The organism is Phaeovulum vinaykumarii, from assembly GCF_900156695.1.
GTDB lineage: Bacteria > Pseudomonadota > Alphaproteobacteria > Rhodobacterales > Rhodobacteraceae > Bieblia_A > Bieblia_A vinaykumarii.
In genome coordinates, this window is sequence record NZ_FTOM01000007.1 from 160,419 (window position 1) to 180,313 (window position 19,895).

Annotated in this window: 23 protein-coding genes, 1 tRNA gene, 1 pseudogene and 1 riboswitch; of the genes and pseudogenes, 5 read left to right on the plus strand and 20 right to left on the minus strand. The window is 68.4% G+C overall.

From position 1 onward, the window contains the following. Position 1: 1 nt before the first annotated feature. Positions 2-685 (plus strand): YjbF family lipoprotein, encoded by a 684-nt coding sequence (locus BW949_RS13390; protein ID WP_159440068.1) that lies wholly within the window; start codon positions 2-4, stop codon positions 683-685. Between the two features lie 369 nt (positions 686-1,054). Here BW949_RS13390 and BW949_RS13395 read toward each other — a convergent pair whose 3' ends face one another. The 11 genes from BW949_RS13395 to rlmB form a co-directional block, all read right to left on the minus strand. Further along, entirely contained in the window at positions 1,055-1,240 is a 186-nt protein-coding gene (locus BW949_RS13395; protein WP_076366906.1) for a hypothetical protein, read from the minus strand. A 190-nt stretch (positions 1,241-1,430) separates the two neighbouring features. Next, entirely contained in the window at positions 1,431-1,658 is a 228-nt protein-coding gene (locus tag BW949_RS13400) for a DNA gyrase inhibitor YacG (RefSeq protein ID WP_076366908.1), read from the minus strand. After that, positions 1,655-2,728: a ribonuclease E/G gene (locus tag BW949_RS13405; protein WP_076366910.1), complete on the minus strand. Its 1,074-nt coding sequence runs from the start codon at positions 2,726-2,728 to the stop codon at positions 1,655-1,657. The genes BW949_RS13400 and BW949_RS13405 overlap by 4 nt, the downstream gene beginning before the upstream one ends. Continuing rightward, positions 2,725-3,327 (minus strand): Maf family protein, encoded by a 603-nt coding sequence (locus BW949_RS13410; RefSeq protein WP_076366912.1) that lies wholly within the window; start codon positions 3,325-3,327, stop codon positions 2,725-2,727. The genes BW949_RS13405 and BW949_RS13410 overlap by 4 nt, the downstream gene beginning before the upstream one ends. Positions 3,328-3,374: 47 nt before the next feature. After that, positions 3,375-3,593 carry a translation initiation factor IF-1 gene (infA, locus tag BW949_RS13415; protein WP_022707441.1) on the minus strand — a complete coding sequence of 73 codons (219 nt, stop codon included), beginning with the start codon at positions 3,591-3,593 and terminating at the stop codon, positions 3,375-3,377. 118 nt (positions 3,594-3,711) lie between these two features. Then, positions 3,712-4,302 carry a GNAT family N-acetyltransferase gene (locus tag BW949_RS13420; protein ID WP_076366914.1) on the minus strand — a complete coding sequence of 197 codons (591 nt, stop codon included), beginning with the start codon at positions 4,300-4,302 and terminating at the stop codon, positions 3,712-3,714. Further along, positions 4,299-4,733 carry a ketosteroid isomerase-related protein gene (locus tag BW949_RS13425; RefSeq protein WP_076366916.1) on the minus strand — a complete coding sequence of 145 codons (435 nt, stop codon included), beginning with the start codon at positions 4,731-4,733 and terminating at the stop codon, positions 4,299-4,301. The genes BW949_RS13420 and BW949_RS13425 overlap by 4 nt, the downstream gene beginning before the upstream one ends. After that, positions 4,730-5,206: an arsenate-mycothiol transferase ArsC gene (locus BW949_RS13430; RefSeq protein WP_076366918.1), complete on the minus strand. Its 477-nt coding sequence runs from the start codon at positions 5,204-5,206 to the stop codon at positions 4,730-4,732. Before BW949_RS13430 ends, BW949_RS13425 begins: the two co-directional genes overlap by 4 nt. Beyond that, on the minus strand, positions 5,206-5,694 hold the full coding sequence (locus tag BW949_RS13435) for a UPF0262 family protein (RefSeq protein ID WP_076366920.1): 489 nt from the start codon (positions 5,692-5,694) through the stop codon (positions 5,206-5,208). Before BW949_RS13435 ends, BW949_RS13430 begins: the two co-directional genes overlap by 1 nt. Further along, on the minus strand, positions 5,691-7,004 hold the full coding sequence (hisD, locus tag BW949_RS13440; protein ID WP_076366922.1) for a histidinol dehydrogenase: 1,314 nt from the start codon (positions 7,002-7,004) through the stop codon (positions 5,691-5,693). The genes BW949_RS13435 and hisD overlap by 4 nt, the downstream gene beginning before the upstream one ends. A 380-nt stretch (positions 7,005-7,384) precedes the next feature. Then, the gene (rlmB, locus tag BW949_RS13445) at positions 7,385-8,188 is read right to left on the minus strand and encodes a 23S rRNA (guanosine(2251)-2'-O)-methyltransferase RlmB (protein ID WP_076366924.1); all 804 of its coding nucleotides are present in this window, start codon (positions 8,186-8,188) and stop codon (positions 7,385-7,387) included. 175 nt (positions 8,189-8,363) lie between these two features. Between rlmB and BW949_RS13450 the strand changes: the two genes are divergently transcribed. The 3 genes from BW949_RS13450 (at position 8,364) to BW949_RS13460 (ending at position 9,142) form a co-directional block, all read left to right on the plus strand. After that, a tRNA-Tyr gene (locus BW949_RS13450) sits at positions 8,364-8,447 on the plus strand. A gap of 243 nt (positions 8,448-8,690) precedes the next feature. Next, positions 8,691-8,888 (plus strand): YodC family protein, encoded by a 198-nt coding sequence (locus BW949_RS13455; RefSeq protein WP_076366926.1) that lies wholly within the window; start codon positions 8,691-8,693, stop codon positions 8,886-8,888. Beyond that, positions 8,885-9,142: a DUF6953 family protein gene (locus tag BW949_RS13460; protein ID WP_076366928.1), complete on the plus strand. Its 258-nt coding sequence runs from the start codon at positions 8,885-8,887 to the stop codon at positions 9,140-9,142. Before BW949_RS13455 ends, BW949_RS13460 begins: the two co-directional genes overlap by 4 nt. A 51-nt stretch (positions 9,143-9,193) precedes the next feature. Here BW949_RS13460 and BW949_RS13465 read toward each other — a convergent pair whose 3' ends face one another. The 4 genes from BW949_RS13465 to BW949_RS13480 all read right to left on the minus strand — a co-directional run bounded on the left by BW949_RS13465 (position 9,194) and on the right by BW949_RS13480 (position 15,510). Then, a complete protein-coding gene (locus BW949_RS13465) occupies positions 9,194-10,264 on the minus strand; it encodes an FAD-binding oxidoreductase (protein WP_076366930.1) in 1,071 nt (356 codons plus the stop codon). A gap of 4 nt (positions 10,265-10,268) precedes the next feature. Next, the gene (locus BW949_RS13470) at positions 10,269-11,510 is read right to left on the minus strand and encodes an aromatic ring-hydroxylating oxygenase subunit alpha (protein ID WP_076366932.1); all 1,242 of its coding nucleotides are present in this window, start codon (positions 11,508-11,510) and stop codon (positions 10,269-10,271) included. A gap of 236 nt (positions 11,511-11,746) precedes the next feature. Then, entirely contained in the window at positions 11,747-14,473 is a 2,727-nt protein-coding gene (gene metH / locus BW949_RS13475) for a methionine synthase (protein WP_076366934.1), read from the minus strand. Further along, on the minus strand, positions 14,470-15,510 hold the full coding sequence (locus tag BW949_RS13480) for a homocysteine S-methyltransferase family protein (protein WP_097177055.1): 1,041 nt from the start codon (positions 15,508-15,510) through the stop codon (positions 14,470-14,472). The genes metH and BW949_RS13480 overlap by 4 nt, the downstream gene beginning before the upstream one ends. Positions 15,511-15,671: 161 nt before the next feature. Further along, positions 15,672-15,870: riboswitch (cobalamin riboswitch) on the plus strand. Between the two features lie 177 nt (positions 15,871-16,047). Here BW949_RS13480 and BW949_RS13485 point away from each other — a divergent pair. Continuing rightward, positions 16,048-16,911, plus strand: coding sequence for a DUF4198 domain-containing protein (locus tag BW949_RS13485; RefSeq protein ID WP_076366936.1), 864 nt, complete (start codon positions 16,048-16,050; stop codon positions 16,909-16,911). Between the two features lie 168 nt (positions 16,912-17,079). Here the strand turns inward: BW949_RS13485 and BW949_RS13490 are convergent, their stop codons facing one another. From BW949_RS13490 to BW949_RS17435, 5 genes and pseudogenes are all read right to left on the minus strand, one after another. Beyond that, positions 17,080-17,736: an energy-coupling factor ABC transporter ATP-binding protein gene (locus BW949_RS13490; protein WP_076366938.1), complete on the minus strand. Its 657-nt coding sequence runs from the start codon at positions 17,734-17,736 to the stop codon at positions 17,080-17,082. Next, entirely contained in the window at positions 17,720-18,505 is a 786-nt protein-coding gene (cbiQ, locus tag BW949_RS13495; RefSeq protein ID WP_076366940.1) for a cobalt ECF transporter T component CbiQ, read from the minus strand. Before cbiQ ends, BW949_RS13490 begins: the two co-directional genes overlap by 17 nt. Next, entirely contained in the window at positions 18,502-19,167 is a 666-nt protein-coding gene (locus BW949_RS13500; RefSeq protein ID WP_076366942.1) for a cobalt ABC transporter permease, read from the minus strand. The genes cbiQ and BW949_RS13500 overlap by 4 nt, the downstream gene beginning before the upstream one ends. A 12-nt stretch (positions 19,168-19,179) precedes the next feature. Next, positions 19,180-19,800, minus strand: a complete 621-nt coding sequence (gene cbiM / locus BW949_RS13505; RefSeq protein ID WP_076366944.1) for a cobalt transporter CbiM — start codon at positions 19,798-19,800, stop codon at positions 19,180-19,182. Between the two features lie 4 nt (positions 19,801-19,804). Continuing rightward, positions 19,805-19,895: pseudogene (locus BW949_RS17435) on the minus strand (DUF4198 domain-containing protein); the annotation flags it as partial.

Here is a 19,895-nt window from a genome sequence, read left to right on the forward strand (position 1 = left end):
CATGAAGTCTCGTGCAGCGGCGCTTGTGGCCCTGGCCTGCCTGTCCCTTGCCGGCTGCTCCGGCGATACCGCCCGCGACCCCGACCCCTCGGCGCTGACCTCGATCGGCAAGGCGCTGATGCCGGCGGGGCTTCTGGGCAAGGGCAAGGCCGCGCCGCCCACCCTCGAGGCGGTGGCGGTGCAGACGCTGGCGCAGACCGATGCCGCGGTGATGGTCGTCCACAACGAGGCCGCCAATACCGCGCTGGTCACCCGGCAGACCGACGCGCGCGACGCCCGCCGCGTGCTGCTGACCGCCGAGAAGCAATCCTTCGAGCTGACCGACGGGCTGGTGACGGCCACGCGCGGCACCGGCGGCGACCTGATGTCGGCGGAAACCGCCGCCGCCGCAGCCGCGATCAAGGCGCGCCGTCAGGGCAGCTATCAACGCACCTGGCGCATTCTGGACAACGACCTGCGCGAACGCCCCGTGCAGGCGGTCTGTGCCACCGCACCGGGCAAGGCGCAGGATTACACCGCCGTGGGGCGGCGGTTCGTGGGGCGCCAGATGGTCGAGGTCTGCCAGGCCGGCAGCTTTGTCATCCAGAACAGCTATCTGGTGGAACGCGACGGCTTCATCTCGGTGTCGCGGCAATGGCTGGGCCCGCAGCTGGGCTATTTCAGCTTCCAGTTCCTGCGGCGCTGAGTCCTCCCCCCCCCTGAGCATTCCGCCGCTGGGGCCCCCCGCGGGCGCGCGAATCATCCCATCCGCGGGAGGCGCGCCCCGGAAATCACGTCCGCGGCGGCGGGATCACATTTTCGTTGGACAAATTCGAGCCGCCGTCTCCCCCCACCCCGCGGCGGGCTTCAGGCGCCCCGGATCCCGAACATGCCGGCGGCCGAAAGGCCCCGCGGCGGGCAGGTCCACGGACCGCGTCCGCGCGCGGCGGGCACGCCCTACAGGTAGCGCCGACAGAGCGGGCACAGACAGACCGGGCACGGAAATAATACATTGATTTAAAATGAAAAGGACCGGAAGCAAGCTCCCGGTCCCTCGCATGGATATGCGCGACGATCAGTCGTTCGACGCGGCAACCACGGCCACCAGCAGCAGCAGCGGCACGACCAGGCCGGCCGACGACGACGAGCCGCCTTCGACCACAACAGGCTCTTGCTCAACCACGACCGGGGCATAGCCACCAGCAACCGCGGCGCCGGCGGTCAGGCCCAGCGCGAGCGACAGGGTCAGGACTTTTTTCATCTTGAGAACTCCGTCTGTGCAAAGATAGCCGTCACCCTCAGACGGCCCCACGTCCTGTCATGCCAGAACCGCAGACGTATTCAAGCGGTCACCGCAAGCCCATGTAAACCATTAAGACAGTGTTGCAGTTTGGCACAGGCCGCGGCGCATCTGCGCGTCGGCGCACCCTGTGAAGCCCCTGGCGCCGGGGTCAATTGAGACGCCCGGACGGCCCCCCGGACGGCCCCCTGTCCTGACCCGACATGTCCTGACCCGACGGCAGGTCTTCGGCCAGCGGATCGGCGCCATCCTCGGCCGCATCGCCCGGCAGGACGTATCCGCCCTTGAGCCAGCGCCCCAGGTCGATGTCGGCGCAGCGGCGCGAGCAGAAGGGGCGATAGCGTGGGTCGGTGTCCTTGCCGCAGATGGGACAGCTCATCGTCCAGCCTCCGGTGCCAGGATATCGCGCAGCGGGCGGCGGTCGCGCTTGCGCTGGATCTCGTAATTGCCAAGCGGCGTCCAGCCCGCCAGCACGGTTTCCGACCCGTCCCGGCGAAAGACCGCGCGCATCTGCTGTTCAACCGCGGCCCGGTCACGCTTGGGCATGGGCGCGAAATCGACGACGATCTGCCCGCCCAGCCCGCGCAGGCGCAATTCCCGCGGCAGCTCCCGCACCGCGGCGATATTGGCCTTGAGCCCCGCCGCAGGGCTGGTGTCGCCGCCAGTGTTGACATCCACCGCCACCAGCGCGCGGGTGGGTTCGATCATCATGTGCCCGCCGCCCTCGAGGGGCACGCGCGGCGACAGGAGCGCGTCGACCGCCTCGGGAACGCCGTGGGCCTCCATCGTGCCCTCCTCGACCGCATCGGGGGCCGGCTCGGCCCAGTCGCGCCAGGCGGCCTCGTGCGGGGTCGGCGCTGCCACCAGCAATTCGGGCCCGCCTTCGAGATCGGCCATCACCGCCTCGGCCAGCGCGCGCATGGCGGCGATATCCTCGGCGATCTCGGCCCCCATCTCGGGGTCAAGCACGCCGTCTTCATCGGCGGCGATCAGGCAGGCCGAGCGCAGGATCAGCCCCATCTCCGAGCCCGCCATCCCCTCTGCGGCCAGGGCCTCGAGGCCCGCGCGCAGGCCCGGACTGCGGATCGCGCGCGACAGGTTCAGACCGGCGGCATCGGGGGTGACGATGGCATAGCGGCTCTTGAAGACCAGCCGGGTCGAGACCGGCGGCGCCTTGGCCCCTTCGGCATTGGCGGCAACCTGCACCAGCAGCGGCCGGCCGGGGCTGATGCCGCGCGCTTCGCGCAGGAAACCGCGCGCGCCCCCCGGCAGGCGCACGAACAGCCCGCCCTGCCCCTTCATGGGGCGTTCGGGCAGCGCGCGGCAGATGGCGCCGGGGGCCAGGTCGCTTTGCTCGTCGATCAGCAGATCCTCGAGCCGGCCATCGACCAGCAGGGCGGCGGCCTCGCGCCCGTGAAGTTCGCCCAGAACCACGACACGGCCCTTCATGCCTGCCCCTCCCATTCATAGCCCGCCGTGCGCAGAAGGGCGGCGGTCTCGGCCAGCGGCAAGCCGACGATCGCCGGGAACGACCCCGAGATCCACGGCACGAAGGCCCCGCCCCGGCCCTGGATCGCATAGCCGCCCGCCTTGCCCTGCCATTCCCCCGAGGCAAGATAGGCGTTCACCTCGGCATTCGAGAGCGGCTTGAAGCGGACGATGCTGTCCACCACGCGCAGCCAGATCCGCGCCGAATTGCGCACCGCCACGGCCGTATGCACGCGGTGGCGCCGCCCCGAAAGCGCCCAGAGGAATTCGGCGGCCTCGGCGACATCGGCGGGCTTGCCCAGGATGCGCCGGCCCAGCGCCACGGTGGTATCGGCACAGAGCACGACCTCGCGCGGGGCGGGGGCCGGCATGGCCTCGGCCTTCTGGCGGGCGATGCGCGCCACGTAATCGCGCGGGCGCTCGGCCCGGCGGGGGGTCTCGTCGATCTCGGGGGGCGTGATCGCATCGGGCGTGATGCCCAGCTGCGCCAGCAATTCACGCCGGCGCGGGCTGGCCGAAGCCAGCACCAGCCGCGGGCGATCACCGGAACTGTCGTCCATGCGCGGGCCTCCTTCGGCCGGGGGGGCCGAAACGCTCGGCGCGGGCGTCACTTGAAGCGGTAGTTGATCCGCCCCTTGGTCAGGTCATAGGTGTTCATCTCGACCTGAACGCGGTCGCCGGCCAGAACGCGGATGCGGTTCTTGCGCATCTTTCCCGCCATATGCGCGATGATCTCATGGCCGTTTTCCAGCTCGACCCGAAACGTCGCATTCGGCAGGAGTTCCTTCACGACGCCGGGAAATTCGAGCATTTCTTCCTTGGCCATGGTCACTCCACAGGTTGTTACCCGACCTTGCGCGGGCGCGGTGTTAATGCGCCCGGTTGCGGCAATTTTCAAGAGCAATGTCAAGGGGCGTCACGCAATGCCGCAACCCGCGACGGGCTCAGAGCGCGCGCGCCCAGAATTGCAGCGGCTTGGCGGTCTGTGCCTGCTGGCCCAGATCCTTCCAGTGAAAATGCGCAATCACACCGGGCAGGGGCGCATAGCCGCGCGCGCGCCAGAACGGGTCGAGCGGGCGATACTCGGCGGGCCGGGCGGGATGATCGGCAGGGCGCATCACGGCGCAGAAGGCGGCGTGGCGCCGGCCCAGCGCGCGGGCATGCGATTCGCGCGCATCGAAGAAGGCGTGACCCAGACCGCGGCCGCGATACTCCGGCAGCAGGACCGATTCGGCGCAATAGAAGATGTCGGACAGCGCCAGCCCCGTGCCGTCGAAGGCGGCGGCGAAATCATCGGCGTGGTCCTCCATCGGCGTGCCGGTGGCCGCCCCCACCAGCCGCGCGCCGTCGAAGGCGCCCGCGACCACCGCGCGCGGATTGCCCGCATAGGGCGCCAGATAGCGCCGCTCATAGTCCAGATCGCCGTCATAGAGATAGGGAAAGTCCCGGAAGACGGCGATGCGCAGTGCGGCCAGATCGTTCAGGGCGGCGTCGATTTCGGGCCCGGTCAGGACGCGAACCGAAACCGCACTCATGCGCGGGCCTTGCCCGAGACCTTGCCCGAGACCTGCGCGATCCAATGCGCCAGGTTGTAATAGGTCGTCACCCGCGCGATGCGCCCGTCGCGCAGGGTGAAGAACGACCCCGCCGGCAGCACGTATTTCTGGCCCTGCGCCTCGGGCAGGCCCTGATCGGTGCGCAGATAGGTGCCGTTGACGACATATTCGGCCGCCACGCGCGTGCCCGCGTCATTGGCCATCACCACCATGTCGGTCAGCCGCTCGTCGTAGCAGGCCGACATATGGGCGCTGAATTCGGCAAAGGCGCCGCGGCCGCGGCGGATCTCGCCTTCGTTGACGTGATGTTCGACATCCTCGGTCAGAAGCGCGCTCATCGCGTCGGTGTCATGGGCGTTGAAGGCCTCGAAATAGCGTTCGATCAGGCTCAGGGCTTCGGGACGGTTCATGGGTTCTCTCTTGGTTCAAGCGAAACATGCGGCGGGCCGAACCGCGCGGTCATGCGGCCCATGATCTGGTCGCGGGTCTGGCGATAGGCGGCCAGCCGGGCCTCGCGGCCCTCGGCCAGGCCGGTGGGGTCCATGATCGGCCAATATTCGACCTCGAGATGGAAATAGCGGGTCAGTTCCAGCGCCCGGCGCTGGCTGGCGGGCGACAGCGCGATCACCAGGTCATAGCCCGACAGATCGTCGCCCCAGTCGAGCATGTCGTCGAAGGAGCGTGCCTCGTGCTGTTCCAGCTCGACCCCGATCTCGGCGCAGACGGCCACGGCAAAGCCGTCCACCTCGCCATCCGAGCGCACGCCGACGGATTGGACATAGACCGCGCCCGGATAGAGCTTCTTCATCATCCCCTCGGCCATCGGCGAACGCACGGTGTTGTGGTCGCAGCAGAACAGAACCGAATGGGGAAGCGCACCCATCACGACCCCTGCATGAGCACGCAGATCAGGGTGAAGAGGCGCCGCGCGGTGTCGATATCCAGCTCGGCCTTGCCCTCGAGACGTTCCAGAAGGACGCGCGCGCCCTCGTTGTGGATGCCGCGCCGGGCCATGTCGATGGCCTCGATCTGGGCGGGGGGCAGCTTCTTGACCGCCTCGAAATAGCTTTCGCAGATCTGGAAGTAATCCTTGACCACCTGGCGGAACGGGCCCAGCGACAGGTGGAATTCGGCGACTTTCTCGCCGCTTTCCAGCGTGGTGTCGAAGACCAGCCGCCCCTCGCGGATGGCCAGCGCCAGACAGAAGGGCCCTTCGGGGGCGGGACGGTCGGCGCGGGCGGGAATGGCGAAGCTGTTGTCCTCGAGCAGGTCAAAGACCGCCACACGGCGCTCCTGCTCCAGCTCCGGCGTGGGCGCCCCCTGCCCCGCGTCGTCGATCTCGATACGGCAGATGCGGTTGGGCGCGGTCATGCGTCGCTCTCGAGGTTGATGGCGTCGAGGCGGGCGCGCACGCTCAGCCCATGCGCCTGCAGGCTTTCGGAAATGGCCAGGCGTTCGGCGGCGGGGCCGATGGCGGCCAGCGCGCGCGGGGTCATCTCGGCCAGCGTCGTGCGCTTGAGGAAGTCCATCACCGACAGCCCCGAGGAGAACCGCGCCGAGCGCGCCGTGGGCAGGACGTGGTTGGGCCCGCCGACGTAATCGCCGATGGCCTCGGGGGTGAAGGCGCCCAGGAAGATGGCGCCGGCATGGGTGATTTCCTCGGCCAGCGCCGAAGGCTCGGCCACGCACAGCTCCAGGTGTTCGGGCGCCACGCGGTTGGACAGGCGCGCGGCCTCGGACAGATCGCGCGTCACGATCACCGCGCCGTTGTCGCGCCAGCTGGCGCCCGCGATCTCGGCGCGCTCCAGCGTCTCGAGGCGCGCCTCGACCGCCGCCGTCACGGCGCGGGCATGGGCGGCATCGGGCGTGATCAGGATGGATTGCGCGGATTGGTCGTGTTCGGCCTGGCTGAGCAGGTCGAGCGCCAGCCAATCGGGATCGGCGCTGCCGTCCGAGATGACCAGGATTTCCGACGGCCCCGCGATCATGTCGATGCCGACGCGGCCGAAGACGCGGCGCTTGGCGGCGGCGACATAGGCATTGCCGGGGCCGGTGATCTTGTCCACCGGGGCGATGGTCGCCGTGCCGTAGGCCAGCGCCGCGATCGCCTGGGCGCCGCCGATGCGGTAGACCGTGTCCACCCCGGCGATGCGCGCCGCCGCCAGCACCAGCGGGTTCACCGCGCCGTCCGGGGTCGGGCATACGATGACCAGCCGTTCGACGCCGGCGACGCTGGCGGGGATGGCGTTCATCAGCACCGAGGACGGATAGGAGGCCAGCCCCCCCGGCACATAGAGCCCGGCCGCCGAGACCGGGGTGAAGCGCCAGCCGAGACGCGCGCCCGCGGCATCGGTCCAATGCGCGTCCTCGGGCATCTGGCGGGCGTGATAGGCGCGGATGCGTTCGGCGGCCAGTTCGAGCGCCTGCATGTCCGCGGCCGAGACCTGGGCGATCTGGGCGTCGATTTCGGCGGCGGTGAAGGCCAGCGTCTCGGGGGTCAGCTCAAGGCGGTCGAATTTCGCCGTCAGCTCGATCACCGCGGCATCGCCGCGCGCACGCACATCGGCGATGATGGCGGCGACGGCGGCATCGACATCGGGCGCATCCTCGCGCTTGAGCCCCAGAAGCGCGTCGAATTGCGCGTCGAAACCGGGATCGGACGTGTCGAGAAAATGCGCCATCGGGCCCTCCTGTTCGTCCCTTCCGGATTAGAGAAAGCCGCCGCGCGCCGCAAGCGTCGAAGCCGTGTCGAAGCCTGCGGGAGGGAGCCGCCCTGCCGGGCATCGAGCCCGGCCGGGCGGCGCTGCCGCGCGCGGGCGGGCCCCGAAGGCGCGCACCGGCAAGCCCCGGCCCGAAGCGGGGGCCGCGGGCGCAAGCCGGGGGCGCAAGAAAGGCCCAGGCAAGCGCCCGGGTCCCGGGGGCGCAAGAAAAAGGCCCAGGCAAGCGCCTGGGCCGAGGTGTTCGGAACGAGGGACAAAAGCGGAGCGCGACAGTTCCGACGTGTCGCGTTGTGCTTCATTAGATAAGCCGGTTGCGGCGCCTTTGAAGCCCCCTTGAGACGTTATCGCAGGCTTGTGATTGCGGCTTGAGCGGGCGTGCGCCGAGAGGCGGCGTAAAGCGCCACCGCCGCCGCGTTCGACACGTTGAGCGAGCCGAACGCCCCGGCGAAGGGAATGCGCGCCAGAAGATCGCAGGTCTCGCGCGTCTTTTCGCGCAGGCCCGGCCCCTCGGCGCCCAGCACCAGCGCCAGCGGACGGCCCGAGGCCTGCCCCAGCGCGGTCTCGAGATCGGCCTCGGCCTCGCCGGCCAGCCCGACCAGCAAAAAGCCCATCTCGCGCAGCTCCTCCATCGCCTCGGAGAGGTTGCGCACCCGCAGATAGGGCTGGCGTTCCAGCGCGCCCGAGGCGGTCTTGGCCAGCGCCCCGGTCTCGGGGGCGGAATGGCGCGCGGGCGCGATCACGGCACGGGCGCCGAAGACCTCGGCCGAGCGCAGGATGGCGCCGACGTTGTGCGGGTCCGACACCCGGTCGAGCAGGACGACGGTCGTCTCCGGCCCGCCCGCGCAGAGATCGGCCAGCCGGCCCCATTCGAGCGGGCGCACCTCGAGCGCGGCGCCCTGGTGCACGCTGTCGGCGGGCAGGCCCACGTGGCGGTCGAACTTGCGCGGGTCGACGATCTCGGGCTCCATGCCGGCCAGATCGTCCAGCCGTTGCGCAGCATTGGGCGTCAGCACCAGCCGCAGCCGTTCGCGCCGCGGATTGGCCAGCGCATCGCGCACCGCATGCAGCCCGAAGAGCCAGACAGTCTCGGCCGCCGCCGCCCGGCGCGCGCGTTCCTTCTCGATCACCCAGGCCGGTTTCTTCATCCTGCATCCCCCTTGCGACTGCCCCTTCCTGACCGAGCCCGCGCGTGCTGGCAAGGGGAAGCCCGCGGCGATGGCCCCTGCCTGCGACACGCAGAGCGTCCGGCACGCGGGACGAAAAAACCGGAACTTTCTGCCTTGACGCCCCCCGCCCGCTTCGCTAAATCGCCCCAGCGTCGGGCGACGTGCTGCAAGGTGCGGCAGCGGACTGTAACTCCGCCGGGGAGACCCATGCCTGGTTCGATTCCAGGGTCGCCCACCATTTCCCTTTGAAAACATTGGGTTTTCTGGGAAATGTTGGCTCCTGCCTAAGCGTTGCCTAACGAGGCAGTTCCCTTCATCATCACGCCGAACGCTCACGAAGACGTGAATGTGATGCAACGACCGCGCCACGCTGTGCCGGTCATTCCGATGTTATTTCCTAAAGTTTTGCCCTAGCGCGACGACTTCGCCCACCTTATCTTAGCACAAGATACGGTTCCTAAATACGATGCGAGCACTACACATGGCGCAGAAATTCAAACCCGGCGACATTGTTCAACTGAAATCCGGCGGTCCTTCGATGACGGTTTCCGAAGTTGCTACCAACTACAAGGGTAACTTTACAGGCTATCAGTGTGAATGGTTCAAGGGCGCTTCAAAGGAAAGCGCTCATTTCACGGAAGAAACGCTTCAAGCTTACGTCGCGCCGAAGAAAGCATGACTGAAGACGAAGCCGCCCGGTGGATGCTGGCAGAGTATGAACGCGACGGCTTTCTTTATCAGGAAGCCGCCGCAAGTCATCTATTTCACCTTCAAGACGAAGCCTTGGCCTATTTCGATAAGTCTTCGAACTTGTGCGTAGGCAAAGGCGTTCTCAAGATTTTCAATACTTTGACGCCCGAAGCGGTTTACGAACGCGCCGGGAAGTTTTGGCGTGTAAGATTGGAAACCGACCAACCGGGACGCCAACAGTAAAAAAATGCCGCCCCTGAAGGGGCGGTCATGGGTGTGTTTCGCGGGCGGCGGTCAGACGTCGACCGCGACTTTTCCGCTGGGGCGCGAACAGCAGGCCAGGATATAGCCTTCGGCGATGTCCTCCTCGGAGATGCCGCCATTGTGCAGCATCTGCACCTCGCCTTCGGTCTTCTTGATCTTGCAGGTGCCGCACAGGCCGAAATTGCACCCCGAGGGGATGTTCAGACCGGACCGTTTCGCCACCGCCAGAATGGTTTCCTCTTCCGCGCACACGGCGGTGACGCCTGAGGCGGTGAAACAGACCTCGGAGCTGCCCGCCACGGCAGCGGCGGCGGCTTCGGCCTCGGCCAGCGCATCGAAGGCGATCTCGGGCGCGCCAAAGCTTTCCTGATGGTAATGCGCCAGATCGAAGCCCAGCGCGGCCAGGCTCTCGCGCACCGATTGCATGAAGGGCTCGGGGCCGCAGCAGAACACCTCGCGCTCCAGATAATCGGGGGTCATCAGCGCCAGCATGATCTGGTTGAGCCGCCCGGTATAGCCGTGCCAGCTTTCCAGCGCGTCGGCCTCCTCGACCGTCAGATGCAATTGCAGCCCCGGCACCCGCGCGGCGAAGTGTTCCAGCCGCGGGCGGAAGATGATGTCCGAGGGGCTGCGCGCGGCATGGACAAAGGAAATGTCGGTCCGTTCGCCGCTGTCCCAGGCCCAGGTGGCCATCGACATCAGCGGGGTGATGCCCGAGCCTGCCGAGATGAACAGATATTTCTCGGCCGGATGCCGGCGAAAGGTGAAATTGCCCGCCGGCCCATGCGCCTTGATCCGCATGCCCGGCGTCAGATGGTCGAGCATCCAGCGCGTGCCCACCGAGCCGGGCTGAGCCTTCACCGTGACCGACAGCGACAGCGGCCGCGAGGGCGACGAGGAAATCGTGTAGGTGCGGCTGACCGGGTTGCCCGGCACCGGCAGATCAAGGGTCAGGAACTGCCCCGGCAGATAATCGAACCAGGCCCCCGACGGCGCGCGGAAGGTGAAGGTCGCGGTATCGGCGGTCTCGGGCACCACCATCGTGCATTCCAGAGGCTCGCGGTCGGTCCACGGATCGCCCGTCCAGTTGTGACGCCGCATGGCCTTATTCCGCCGCCAGGGCCGGGTCGGGACCAAGCCGCGCCCCCAGCGTGTTGCAATACCAATCGACGAACTGGATCACGCCTTCCTCCTGCACCAGCGAATAGGGGCCGGGCACATAGGCGGGCGAGCGGATACCGACCTGGTTTTCCTCGACCACCTGACGGTCTTCGTCATTGGTGGCCAGCCAGACCTCGGTCAATTCCTTCAGGTCGTAATCCACCCCTTCCACGGCGTCGCCCGGCACCAGCCAGGTGGTGGTCACCTCGGTTTCGGTGGCCGAGACCGGCAGCACCCGGAAGACGATCGCATGATCGGCCAGGAAGTGATTCCAGGTGTTGGGATAATGGAAGAACAGCAGGCTGCCCGCGTCGTTGAACGGGATCGTGCCCATGCGCTTGCCGCGCACGGCGGGCTTGGTGCTCATCGTGTAGCTGTCGGCATTGTTGAGAAGCGGGATGCGCGCCAGCCGCCATTGCATGTCGGGGTGGTTGACGAACCGCGAGGGCAGGCCCGCGGCCTCGCAGCGCTGCCAATGCGCCAGGATGTCGGGGCTGGCGGCGTCGGGGCCGTCCATCGCCGTCATGCGCGGATTGTCGGAATAGGTGCGGCACAGGGACGGATGCGCGCCCCCGCAATGATAGCATTCGCGGTTGTTCTCGAGCACCAGCTTCCAGTTGCCCTTCTCGATGATGGTCGAGACATGGGCGACGCGGGCCTCCTTGAGCCCCGAGGGCGCCAGATAGCGGCCCAGCGCCCCGGCCAGATCGGCGATGGGCGGCGGCACATCGGCCAGGCAGATGAAGACCATCCCGCCGATATCGACGCAATGCACCTTTTTCAGACCATGCGCGCGGGGGTCGAAATCCTCCTGCATGTCCTTGGCCCACAGCAGCTTGCCGTCCAGATCATAGGTCCATTGGTGATAGGGGCAGACCAGCTTGGGCGTGCTGCCGGTGGATTTGGCGCACAGCCGCTGGCCGCGGTGGCGGCAGACATTGTGAAAGGCGCGGATCATGCCGTCGGCGCCGCGCACCACGATCACCGGATAGGCGCCGATCTGGAGCGTGGCGTAATCCCCCGCCTTGACAAGCTGGCAGGCAGGCACGGCGAACAGCCATTCGCGCGCGAAGACATGCGCCAGATCGGCCTGGAACACCGCCTCGTCGCAATAGAGAGACCGCGGCAGGGCATGGTTCTTCTGGCGTGCGGCCAATTGCGCACGAATTTCCGCTGCGTCCGACATCTGACACCTCACTTGCCCCGCGCCCCCGCCGGGGCCGGTTGGACGGATGGGCCGACGGCCCGGTGATGTCAGGGCAGGTCTTGGTCCCCCGCCGCCGTCGCCCGCCGCGGTCGCCCGCCGATGCGCCCCCGCCGCAGTCGGCCCCGTCAAAGGGCGCCCTGACAGGGACTACCGTGCCAGAATGCCGCATGCTGCACCGCACGAATCCGACCTGATGGAACGCGTTTCAGACAGGCTCAGGCCGCCGCCTCGGCGGGATCGTCGGGCGCCTTGCCCAGAACCGGGGCCAGCCAGCGTTCCACCTCGGACAGCGCCATGCCCTTGCGGGCGGCGTAATCCTCGGCCTGGTCGCGTTCGATGCGCGCAAGGCCGAAATAATAGGCCTCCGGATGCCCGATATAGAGCCCCGAGACCGACGAGCCCGGCCACATCGCCATGCTGTCGGTCAGCGTCACGCCGGTGGCGGCCTCGGCCTCCAACAGCTTGAACAGCGTCCGCTTCTCGGTGTGATCGGGCTGGGCGGGATAGCCCGGCGCGGGGCGGATGCCGCGATAGGGCTCGCCGACCAGTTGATCGGGGGCAAAGCTCTCGTCGGGGGCATAACCCCAATAGCTGCGCCGCACGCGCTGATGCAGGGCCTCGGCCATGGCTTCGGCGAAGCGATCCGCCAGCGCCTTGACCATGATGGCGGAATAATTGTCGTTCTCGGCGTCAAACCGCGCGGCGATCTCGGCTTCCTCGGCGCCGGCGGTGACGACGAAACCGCCCAGATAATCGGGCACGCTGCCTTCGGGCGCAACGAAATCGGACAGCGCCACATTGGGCCGCCCCTCGCGCTTGAGCGTCTGCTGGCGCAGGGTGAAGAAGGTGGCCAGGGTCTCGGCGCGGCTCTCGTCGGTGTAAAGGCGGATGTCGTCGCCCACCGCATTCGCAGGCCAGAAGCCCACCACCGCGCGCGGGGTGAACCAGCGCTCGGCGATGATGCGGGCCAGCATCTCCTGGGCGTCGTCAAAGAGCGCGCGCGCGGCCGCGCCCCTGGCCTTGTCCTCGAAGATGCGCGGATAGACCCCCTTCATCTCCCACGCGTGGAAGAAGGGCGTCCAGTCGATATAGCGCGCCACCTCGGCCAGATCCCAATCCTCGATCACCCGCGGCCCGAAGAAGCGCGGCGCCGGCACCGCGTAATCGGAAAAGTCGATCTTCATGGCATTGGCGCGCGCCCGCGCCAGCGGCAGGCGCTGCTTGGCGGCCTCGTCGCGGGCATGCCGCGCGGCAAGCTGGGTGTATTCGGCACGGATCCCGGCGGCATATTCGGCCTTCTGGTTGGGGCTGAGAAGCGCCCCCACCACCCCCACGGCGCGGCTGGCATCCAGCACATAGACCGCCTGGCCGCGCGTGTAAGCGGGGGCGATCTTCACCGCCGTATGCACCCTGGACGTGGTAGCCCCCCCGATCAGAAGCGGGATGTCGAAGCCCGCGCGCTCCATCTCGGAGGCCAGATGCACCATCTCGTCGAGGCTGGGCGTGATCAGACCCGACAGCCCGATCGCGTCGACCTGTTCTTCCCGCGCCACCTCGATGATCTTCTGCGGCGGCACCATCACGCCCAGATCGACGATCTCGTAATTATTGCAGGCCAGAACGACGCCCACGATGTTCTTGCCGATGTCATGCACATCGCCCTTCACCGTCGCCATCAGGATCTTGCCGGCGCTTTCACGCCCCTGCCCGCCCGCGGCGGCCTTCTCGGCGTCCATGTAAGGCAGCAGCACCGCTACCGCCTGTTTCATCACGCGGGCCGATTTCACCACCTGCGGCAGGAACATCTTGCCCGCCCCGAACAGATCGCCCACGACGTTCATGCCCGCCATCAAGGGCCCTTCGATCACGTCCAGCGGGCGCGCGGCGGCCTGGCGCGCGGCCTCGGTGTCGTCTTCGATGAATTCGGTGATGCCGTTGACCAGCGCATGTTCCAGCCGCTTTTCCACCGGCCAGTCGCGCCAGGCCAGATCGCGCTGCTTTTCCTCGCGCGCGCCGCCCCGGAACCTTTCGGCCACCTCCAGCATGCGCTCGGTCGCGGTGCCGCCCGTCTTGGGCACGCGGTTCAGGACCACGTCTTCGCAGGCCTCGCGCAATTCGGGGTCGATCTGGTCATAGACGGCCAGCTGCCCGGCATTGACAATGCCCATGTCCATCCCCGCCTGAATGGCGTGGTAAAGAAAGACGGCATGCATCGCCTCGCGCACGGGTTCGTTGCCGCGGAAGCTGAACGACAGGTTCGACACGCCCCCCGACACATGCGCATGGGGCAGGTTCGCCCGGATCCAGCGCGTGGCCTCGATGAAGTCGACGCCGTAATTGTCGTGCTCCTCGATGCCGGTGGCCACGGCAAAGACGTTGGGGTCGAAGATGATGTCCTCGGGCGGGAAGCCGATCTCGTCGACCAGAATGCGGTAGGCGCGCGCGCAGATGTCGATCTTGCGTTGATAGGTGTCGGCCTGGCCGGTCTCGTCGAAGGCCATCACCACCACCGCGGCGCCATAGGCCAGGCACAGGTTGGCGTGGTGGCGGAAGAGCTCCTCGCCCTCCTTGAGGCTGATCGAATTGACCACCGACTTGCCCTGCACGCATTGCAGGCCCGCTTCGATCACCTCCCAGCGGGAACTGTCGATCATCACCGGCACGCGGGCGATATCGGGTTCCGAGGCCAGCAGGTTGAGAAACTCGACCATCGCGGCGCGCGAATCGATCAGCCCCTCGTCCATGTTGATGTCGATGATCTGGGCGCCGTTCTCGACCTGATCGCGCGCCACTTCGAGCGCGCGCGCATAATCGCGCGCCACGATCATCTTGCGGAACCGGGCCGAGCCGGTGACATTGGTGCGCTCGCCGATGTTGACGAAGGGAATATCGGGGGTCAGCGTGAAGGGCTCGAGGCCCGACAGGCGCAGATAACGGCTCATTCGAAGATCCTCGGCGGATGGGATTTCACGGCCTCGGCGATGGCGCGGATATGCTCGGGCGTGGTGCCGCAGCAGCCGCCGACCACATTGACCAGCCCGTCGCGGGCGAACAATTCCACCTGGGCCGCGGTCTGATCGGGCGTTTCGTCGTATTGGCCAAAGGCATTGGGCAGCCCGGCATTGGGATAGGCCGACACCGCACAGGGGGCGACGCCCGCGATTTCGGCCAGATGCGGGCGCATGGCGGCCGCGCCCAGCGCGCAATTCAGCCCAACGGTGAAGGGGCGCGCATGGGCCACCGAATGCCAGAAGGCGGTCGGTGTCTGCCCCGACAGCGTGCGCCCCGAGGCATCGGTGATCGTGCCCGAGATCATCACCGGCAGCCGTTCGCCATGTTCGGCAAAGGCTTCGGCGGCGGCAAAGATCGCGGCCTTGGCATTCAGCGTGTCGAAGATGGTCTCGATCAGGATGATGTCGGCGCCCCCCGCGATCAGGCCGCGGATCTGGGTGCCATAGGCGCGGCGCAGATCGTCGAAGGTGACCGCACGATAGCCGGGGTCGTTCACATCCGGCGACAGCGAAGCGGTGCGGTTCGTGGGCCCCACCGCCCCGGCCACGAAGCGCGCGCGCCCGTCCATCGCCTGGGCCCGGTCCATCGCCGCACGCGCCACCCGCGCGCCGGCGGCATTGATCTCGAAGACCGCCTCTTCCAGACCATAATCGGCCTGGGCGATGGTGGTGCCCGAAAAGGTGTTGGTCTCGACGATATCGGCGCCGGCCATTGCGAAATCGACGTGGATATCCTCGATCACGCCGGGCTGGGTCAGCACCAGCAGATCGTTGTTGCCCTTCTGCGGGCGATCGGTGTGAAACCGGCAGGCACAGCCCCCGCCCTGGCCGGTGAAATCCTCCTCGCCCAGGCCCAGCTTCTGGATCTGCGTGCCCATCGCCCCGTCAAGGATCACGATCCTCTCGCGGGCCAGCGCCTCGAGCGCGTGATAACTGGCCGATTTCGGCAAGGTCTGGGAAAGCAGCATGTCGGTCTCCTGAGAACGGGGGATAAATAGCGCTGCCCGCAACTCAACTCAAATTCATAATCGTCACAAAGATCATGAATTCCACTCACGCCCCATGCCACACCCCCGCGACGGCATGGCCGTTGACGCCCGCGCGCGGGCTTGCGATCCTGCCCCCGGACACGGTTCCCCGCGGGCGCACGATGCGTCTGGCCGGGGTGAAAAGGGAATGCGGTGCGCCCGGACGGGCAAGGCCGCAGCTGCCCCCGCAACTGTAAGCGGCGAGCGAGACCGGAAGAACCACTGGAGCCCAGCACGCACGCGCGTGTGGCTCCGGGAAGGCCGGAGGAGCCACGACCCGCAAGCCAGGAGACCTGCCGTTCCGCGCCGGGGCCCGTTCCCGGCGGTGTCGACCGGACGCCGGGGTGCGCGTCTGGCCCGGTCGGGCCGCGCGCCCGACCGAGCCGTCATCCCGTTCGTCTTTTCAGCTTCGCGGCCCCGCGCCGCTTCGGCCCCGTGTCGCTTTGGCCCCGTGTCGCTTTGGAAAGGCAACGCTACATGATCTTGCATGGAAACCTGATGGCCGCGGCCCGCGCGCTGATGCTGGCCCCGCGGCCGGCCAGCACGGCGGGGCTACTGCTGCATTGCCCCACCCCCGCGGCCCCCCCCGCAGCCACGCCCGCAGCCACACCCGGCGGCCGGCGCATCACGCTGATCGCAGGCGATCCGCTGGGAGAGGGCGCGGTCCAGGATCTGGCGCGGCCCGAGGCGGTGCTTCACCGGCATGCGGGCACGACCCGCGACCTCAGGCTCGCGTTCGCGCCGGTTCTCTTTCACGGCGCCTTCAATGCGGGCGCGGCCTGGCAGGGCACCGCGGATCTGAGCGCCCCCGGCCGCCACCATCTGGCGGTCTGCACCGTCCCGCGTCGGGATCGTTCGGCGCGCCTTCAGGTGCAGCAGATCGCGCTGGCGATCCTGGGCCATGACGCGGCGCGCCCGCTGGCGCCGCTGGGCCTTGCCGCCGAGATCGTGCCCGACCGCGACCCCGACACGATCCTGCCGGGGATGCTGTTCTCGGGGCGGGTGCTGGCGGCGGGCCGTCCCGTTGCCGGGATCACGGTCTGTCTGGAGCGGATGACCCGCGAGCTGGGCGCGACCGGCGATCATCTCGTCGCGGCGACAGACGGCACCGGATCGCGCGGGGCGCCGGGCTGGGCCTTTGCCGAGACCGATGCGCAGGGGCGGTTCCGCACCACCCTGCCCGCGGCCGGTCTGTGGGCACTCTGCGCGCCGGGGGCGGGGGCCGCGCGCCGCCGCGGCTGGCAGCGGTTGCGCCAGGATGCCATCTTGTGGATGCGGGTCGGCGCGCCCGTGCCCGCGCCCCGATGCGACCACCGCCGGGCCCCCGCGCAGGCCGATTAGCGCGCGCCCCCGCGGGGCGGCGCGGCGTAACGGCGCCACAAGCTGGGCCGCGCGGCGGGCAAGGAAGGCGGTGGCGCGCAGGGCATCGGGCGACTAGGGCACGCCCCCTGCCCCGCGTGCCCCTCTGCCCGCGCTCCCCCTGCCCCGCGCGCCTTCAGTGGGTCGTCGTCAGGGGCTCTCCGCCAGCCGCCCGGCGCGCAGATGCACCTCGCGCAGATCAAGCTGGGCGCGGAAGGCGGCGTCATGGCTGACCATCACCAAAGCCTGATCCAGACCGCGCAGGATCGCCAGCAGCCGCGCGGCATTCTCGGGGTCCAGCGCATTGGTCGGCTCGTCGAGCAACAGCACCCTGGGGCGCATCGCCAGCACCGTGGCCAGCGTGACCAGCCGCTTTTCGCCGCCCGACAGGTGATGGGTCACGCGGTCGCGCAGATGCATCAGATCCATCTCGCGCAGGACCGTTTCGCTGGTCGCCAGCGCCTCGGCGCGGCCCTGCCCCAGATTGCGCGGCCCGAAGGCCACGTCCTCGATCACCGTGGGGCAGAACAGCTGATCATCGGGATCCTGAAACACCAGCCCCACGTCGCGGCGTAGATCCTGGAAATCGGTCTCGGTCACGCGCGGGCGCCCGAAGCCCGTGACCTGGCCCGCCGAGGGGCGCAACAGGCCGACGGCAATCCGCAAAAGCGTGGACTTGCCCGACCCGTTGGGCCCGACCAGCGCGATGCGATCACCGGCCCCGACCCGCAGGCTGGCGCCGGTCAGAACGGCCGGGCGGCCGGGATAGGCGAAATGGATGCCGGCCAGTTCAAGCACCGGGGACATGGGCGATCTCCAGCGCGATCACGGCCCCCAGCAGGCCCGCAAAGCCCAGCGCCCAGAGCGTGTCGGCCCCGCGCCAGCGCATCGCGTCGATCAGCGGCAGCGCGCCGTTGAAGCCGCGGCATTTCATGGCCTGCAACACCCTCTCGGAGCGTTCCTGCGCGCGCACCAGCATCATGCCCACCAGATAGCCCAGGCTGGTCAGCGTATGCAGATCCGAGCGCGCGGCAAAGGCCCGCGCCCGCATCGCCTGCCGCATCCGCTGATATTCGCCTTCCAGAACGGTGATATAGCGCACGGTGAACAGCAGCAGGTTGACCAGCGACAGCGGCACCCCCAGCCGCCCCAGCGCATGGCCCAGCGTCACCGGCTCGAGCGTGCCGGGCAGCACCAGCACCATCAGAACGACGGCATTCGCGGTCAGCAGGATATCGCAGGCGTCACGCAGCCCCTCGAGGCTGGCGCCATGGCCCCAGACCGAAAAGAGCGGCACCCCCGGCGTGGTGAAGGGCAAGAGCACCAGCATGAACAGGATGAACCCATCCATCGCCGCCATGCGGCGCAGGACGGGGCCTATCGGCTGCCCCGAGGCCAGAAGCAGGCCAAGCCCGGCAGCAAGGCCCAGTCCCAGCGCGCCGAAACCGTCCACCTGGCTCATCAGCACCGCGAAGACCAGCGCGACGCAGACGCGCAGACGCGGGTCGATGCGCGCGACCGCGGCCCCCGGCAGACCGGGCCGCAGCGCCGGGGGGTTGGTGCTGATCAGGGTCATGACGCGGCCTGCGCCAGACGGCGCCGGGCGGCGACATAGAAGCCCACCCCGAAGAGGCCGATGATATAGCCGATCCCGCCCAGGATCGCTTGCAGGTCGTTCTTTTCCCTGTAGGCGGCGATCTCCTTGCGCAGCGGACGCAATTCGTCGCGCAGCATCTCGGCAACGGCGTCGCGTTCGGCCGCGTTCAGCGTCGCGCCCTGCGCGCTCGGGGGCGTCGCGCCCTGCGCGCTCGGGGACGTCGCGCCCGCCGCAGCCGCGGTGTCCGGGGCGGCAGACGTGGCAGTGTCCGGGGCGGCGGCGGCCGGGGCAGCAGTGGGCGCGGCCCCCTTGCCGACAATCCGGGCGACCTCGTCTTGCGCCATCGACGCCGTGGCCACATGCCCCGCGCCCAGATCAGCGCGGAAGGTCAGCGCCACTGCCTGCGTGGGGGTATAGGTGAAGAAGCCCTCGTCATCGCTGGTCAGCGTGGCCAGCACCTTGCCGTCGGGCCCCGAGACCAGAACCGGCACGTTCACGCCCATCGTGCCGTCGGAAAAGCCGACCTCGCCCTCGATCATCGCCCCCGAAGGGTAGACCGACGCGATCACCTTATGCGCAAGCGCAGGCAGCGGCGCGCACAGGGCGCCGGCGACAAGGGTGGAAAGGAGGATGCGTTTCATCTGGACTATCCTTCAAACCGCGGCCACGGCGGGCGCGCCGGCAAAGAGATCGGGTTTGACCCGCTTGATCAGCACGACCGCGGCGGCGCTGATCGCGGCCTCGATCACCATCACCGGGACATGCGCAAGAAAGACGAGCTTGGCCGCGGGCACGAAGGCGTCCCCGCTGAAGACAAGCGCGGCGGCGACGAAAAGCGTGGTCAGCGCGATCGCACCGGCCCCGCCGACCGCGCCCCAGAGGGCCGCCGCGCGCGGCCCGCCCGCAGCGATCAGCGGACGCAGCGCCAGCCCGACCAGCACCGCCGGCAAGGCGATGTTGAGCGTGTTCACCCCCAGCACGGTGATCCCGCCAAAGCCGAAGAACACCGCCTGGAGCAGCAGCGCCACGAACAGCGCGGGAAAGGCCGTCCACCCCAGGATCAGCCCGGCCAACCCGTTGAGGATCAGATGGACCGAGCTTGGCCCCACCGCGACATGGATCAACGAGGCCACAAAGAAGGCCGCCGACAGCACGCCCGCCGCCGGGATCCGTTCCAGCGTCATCTGCCGCAGGCCAAGGGCGATCCCCCCGGCCGTCAGCGCAGCCCCGGCAATCAGCACCGGCGCGGAAAGCGCGCCATCGACGATATGCATGGCGTCACTCCATGTCGGCTGCGGTGATCCAGATCACGGCATCCTGGGACAGTTCCTTGCCCTCATGCTCGGTTGCGGGACCGGATCCGAGCGCG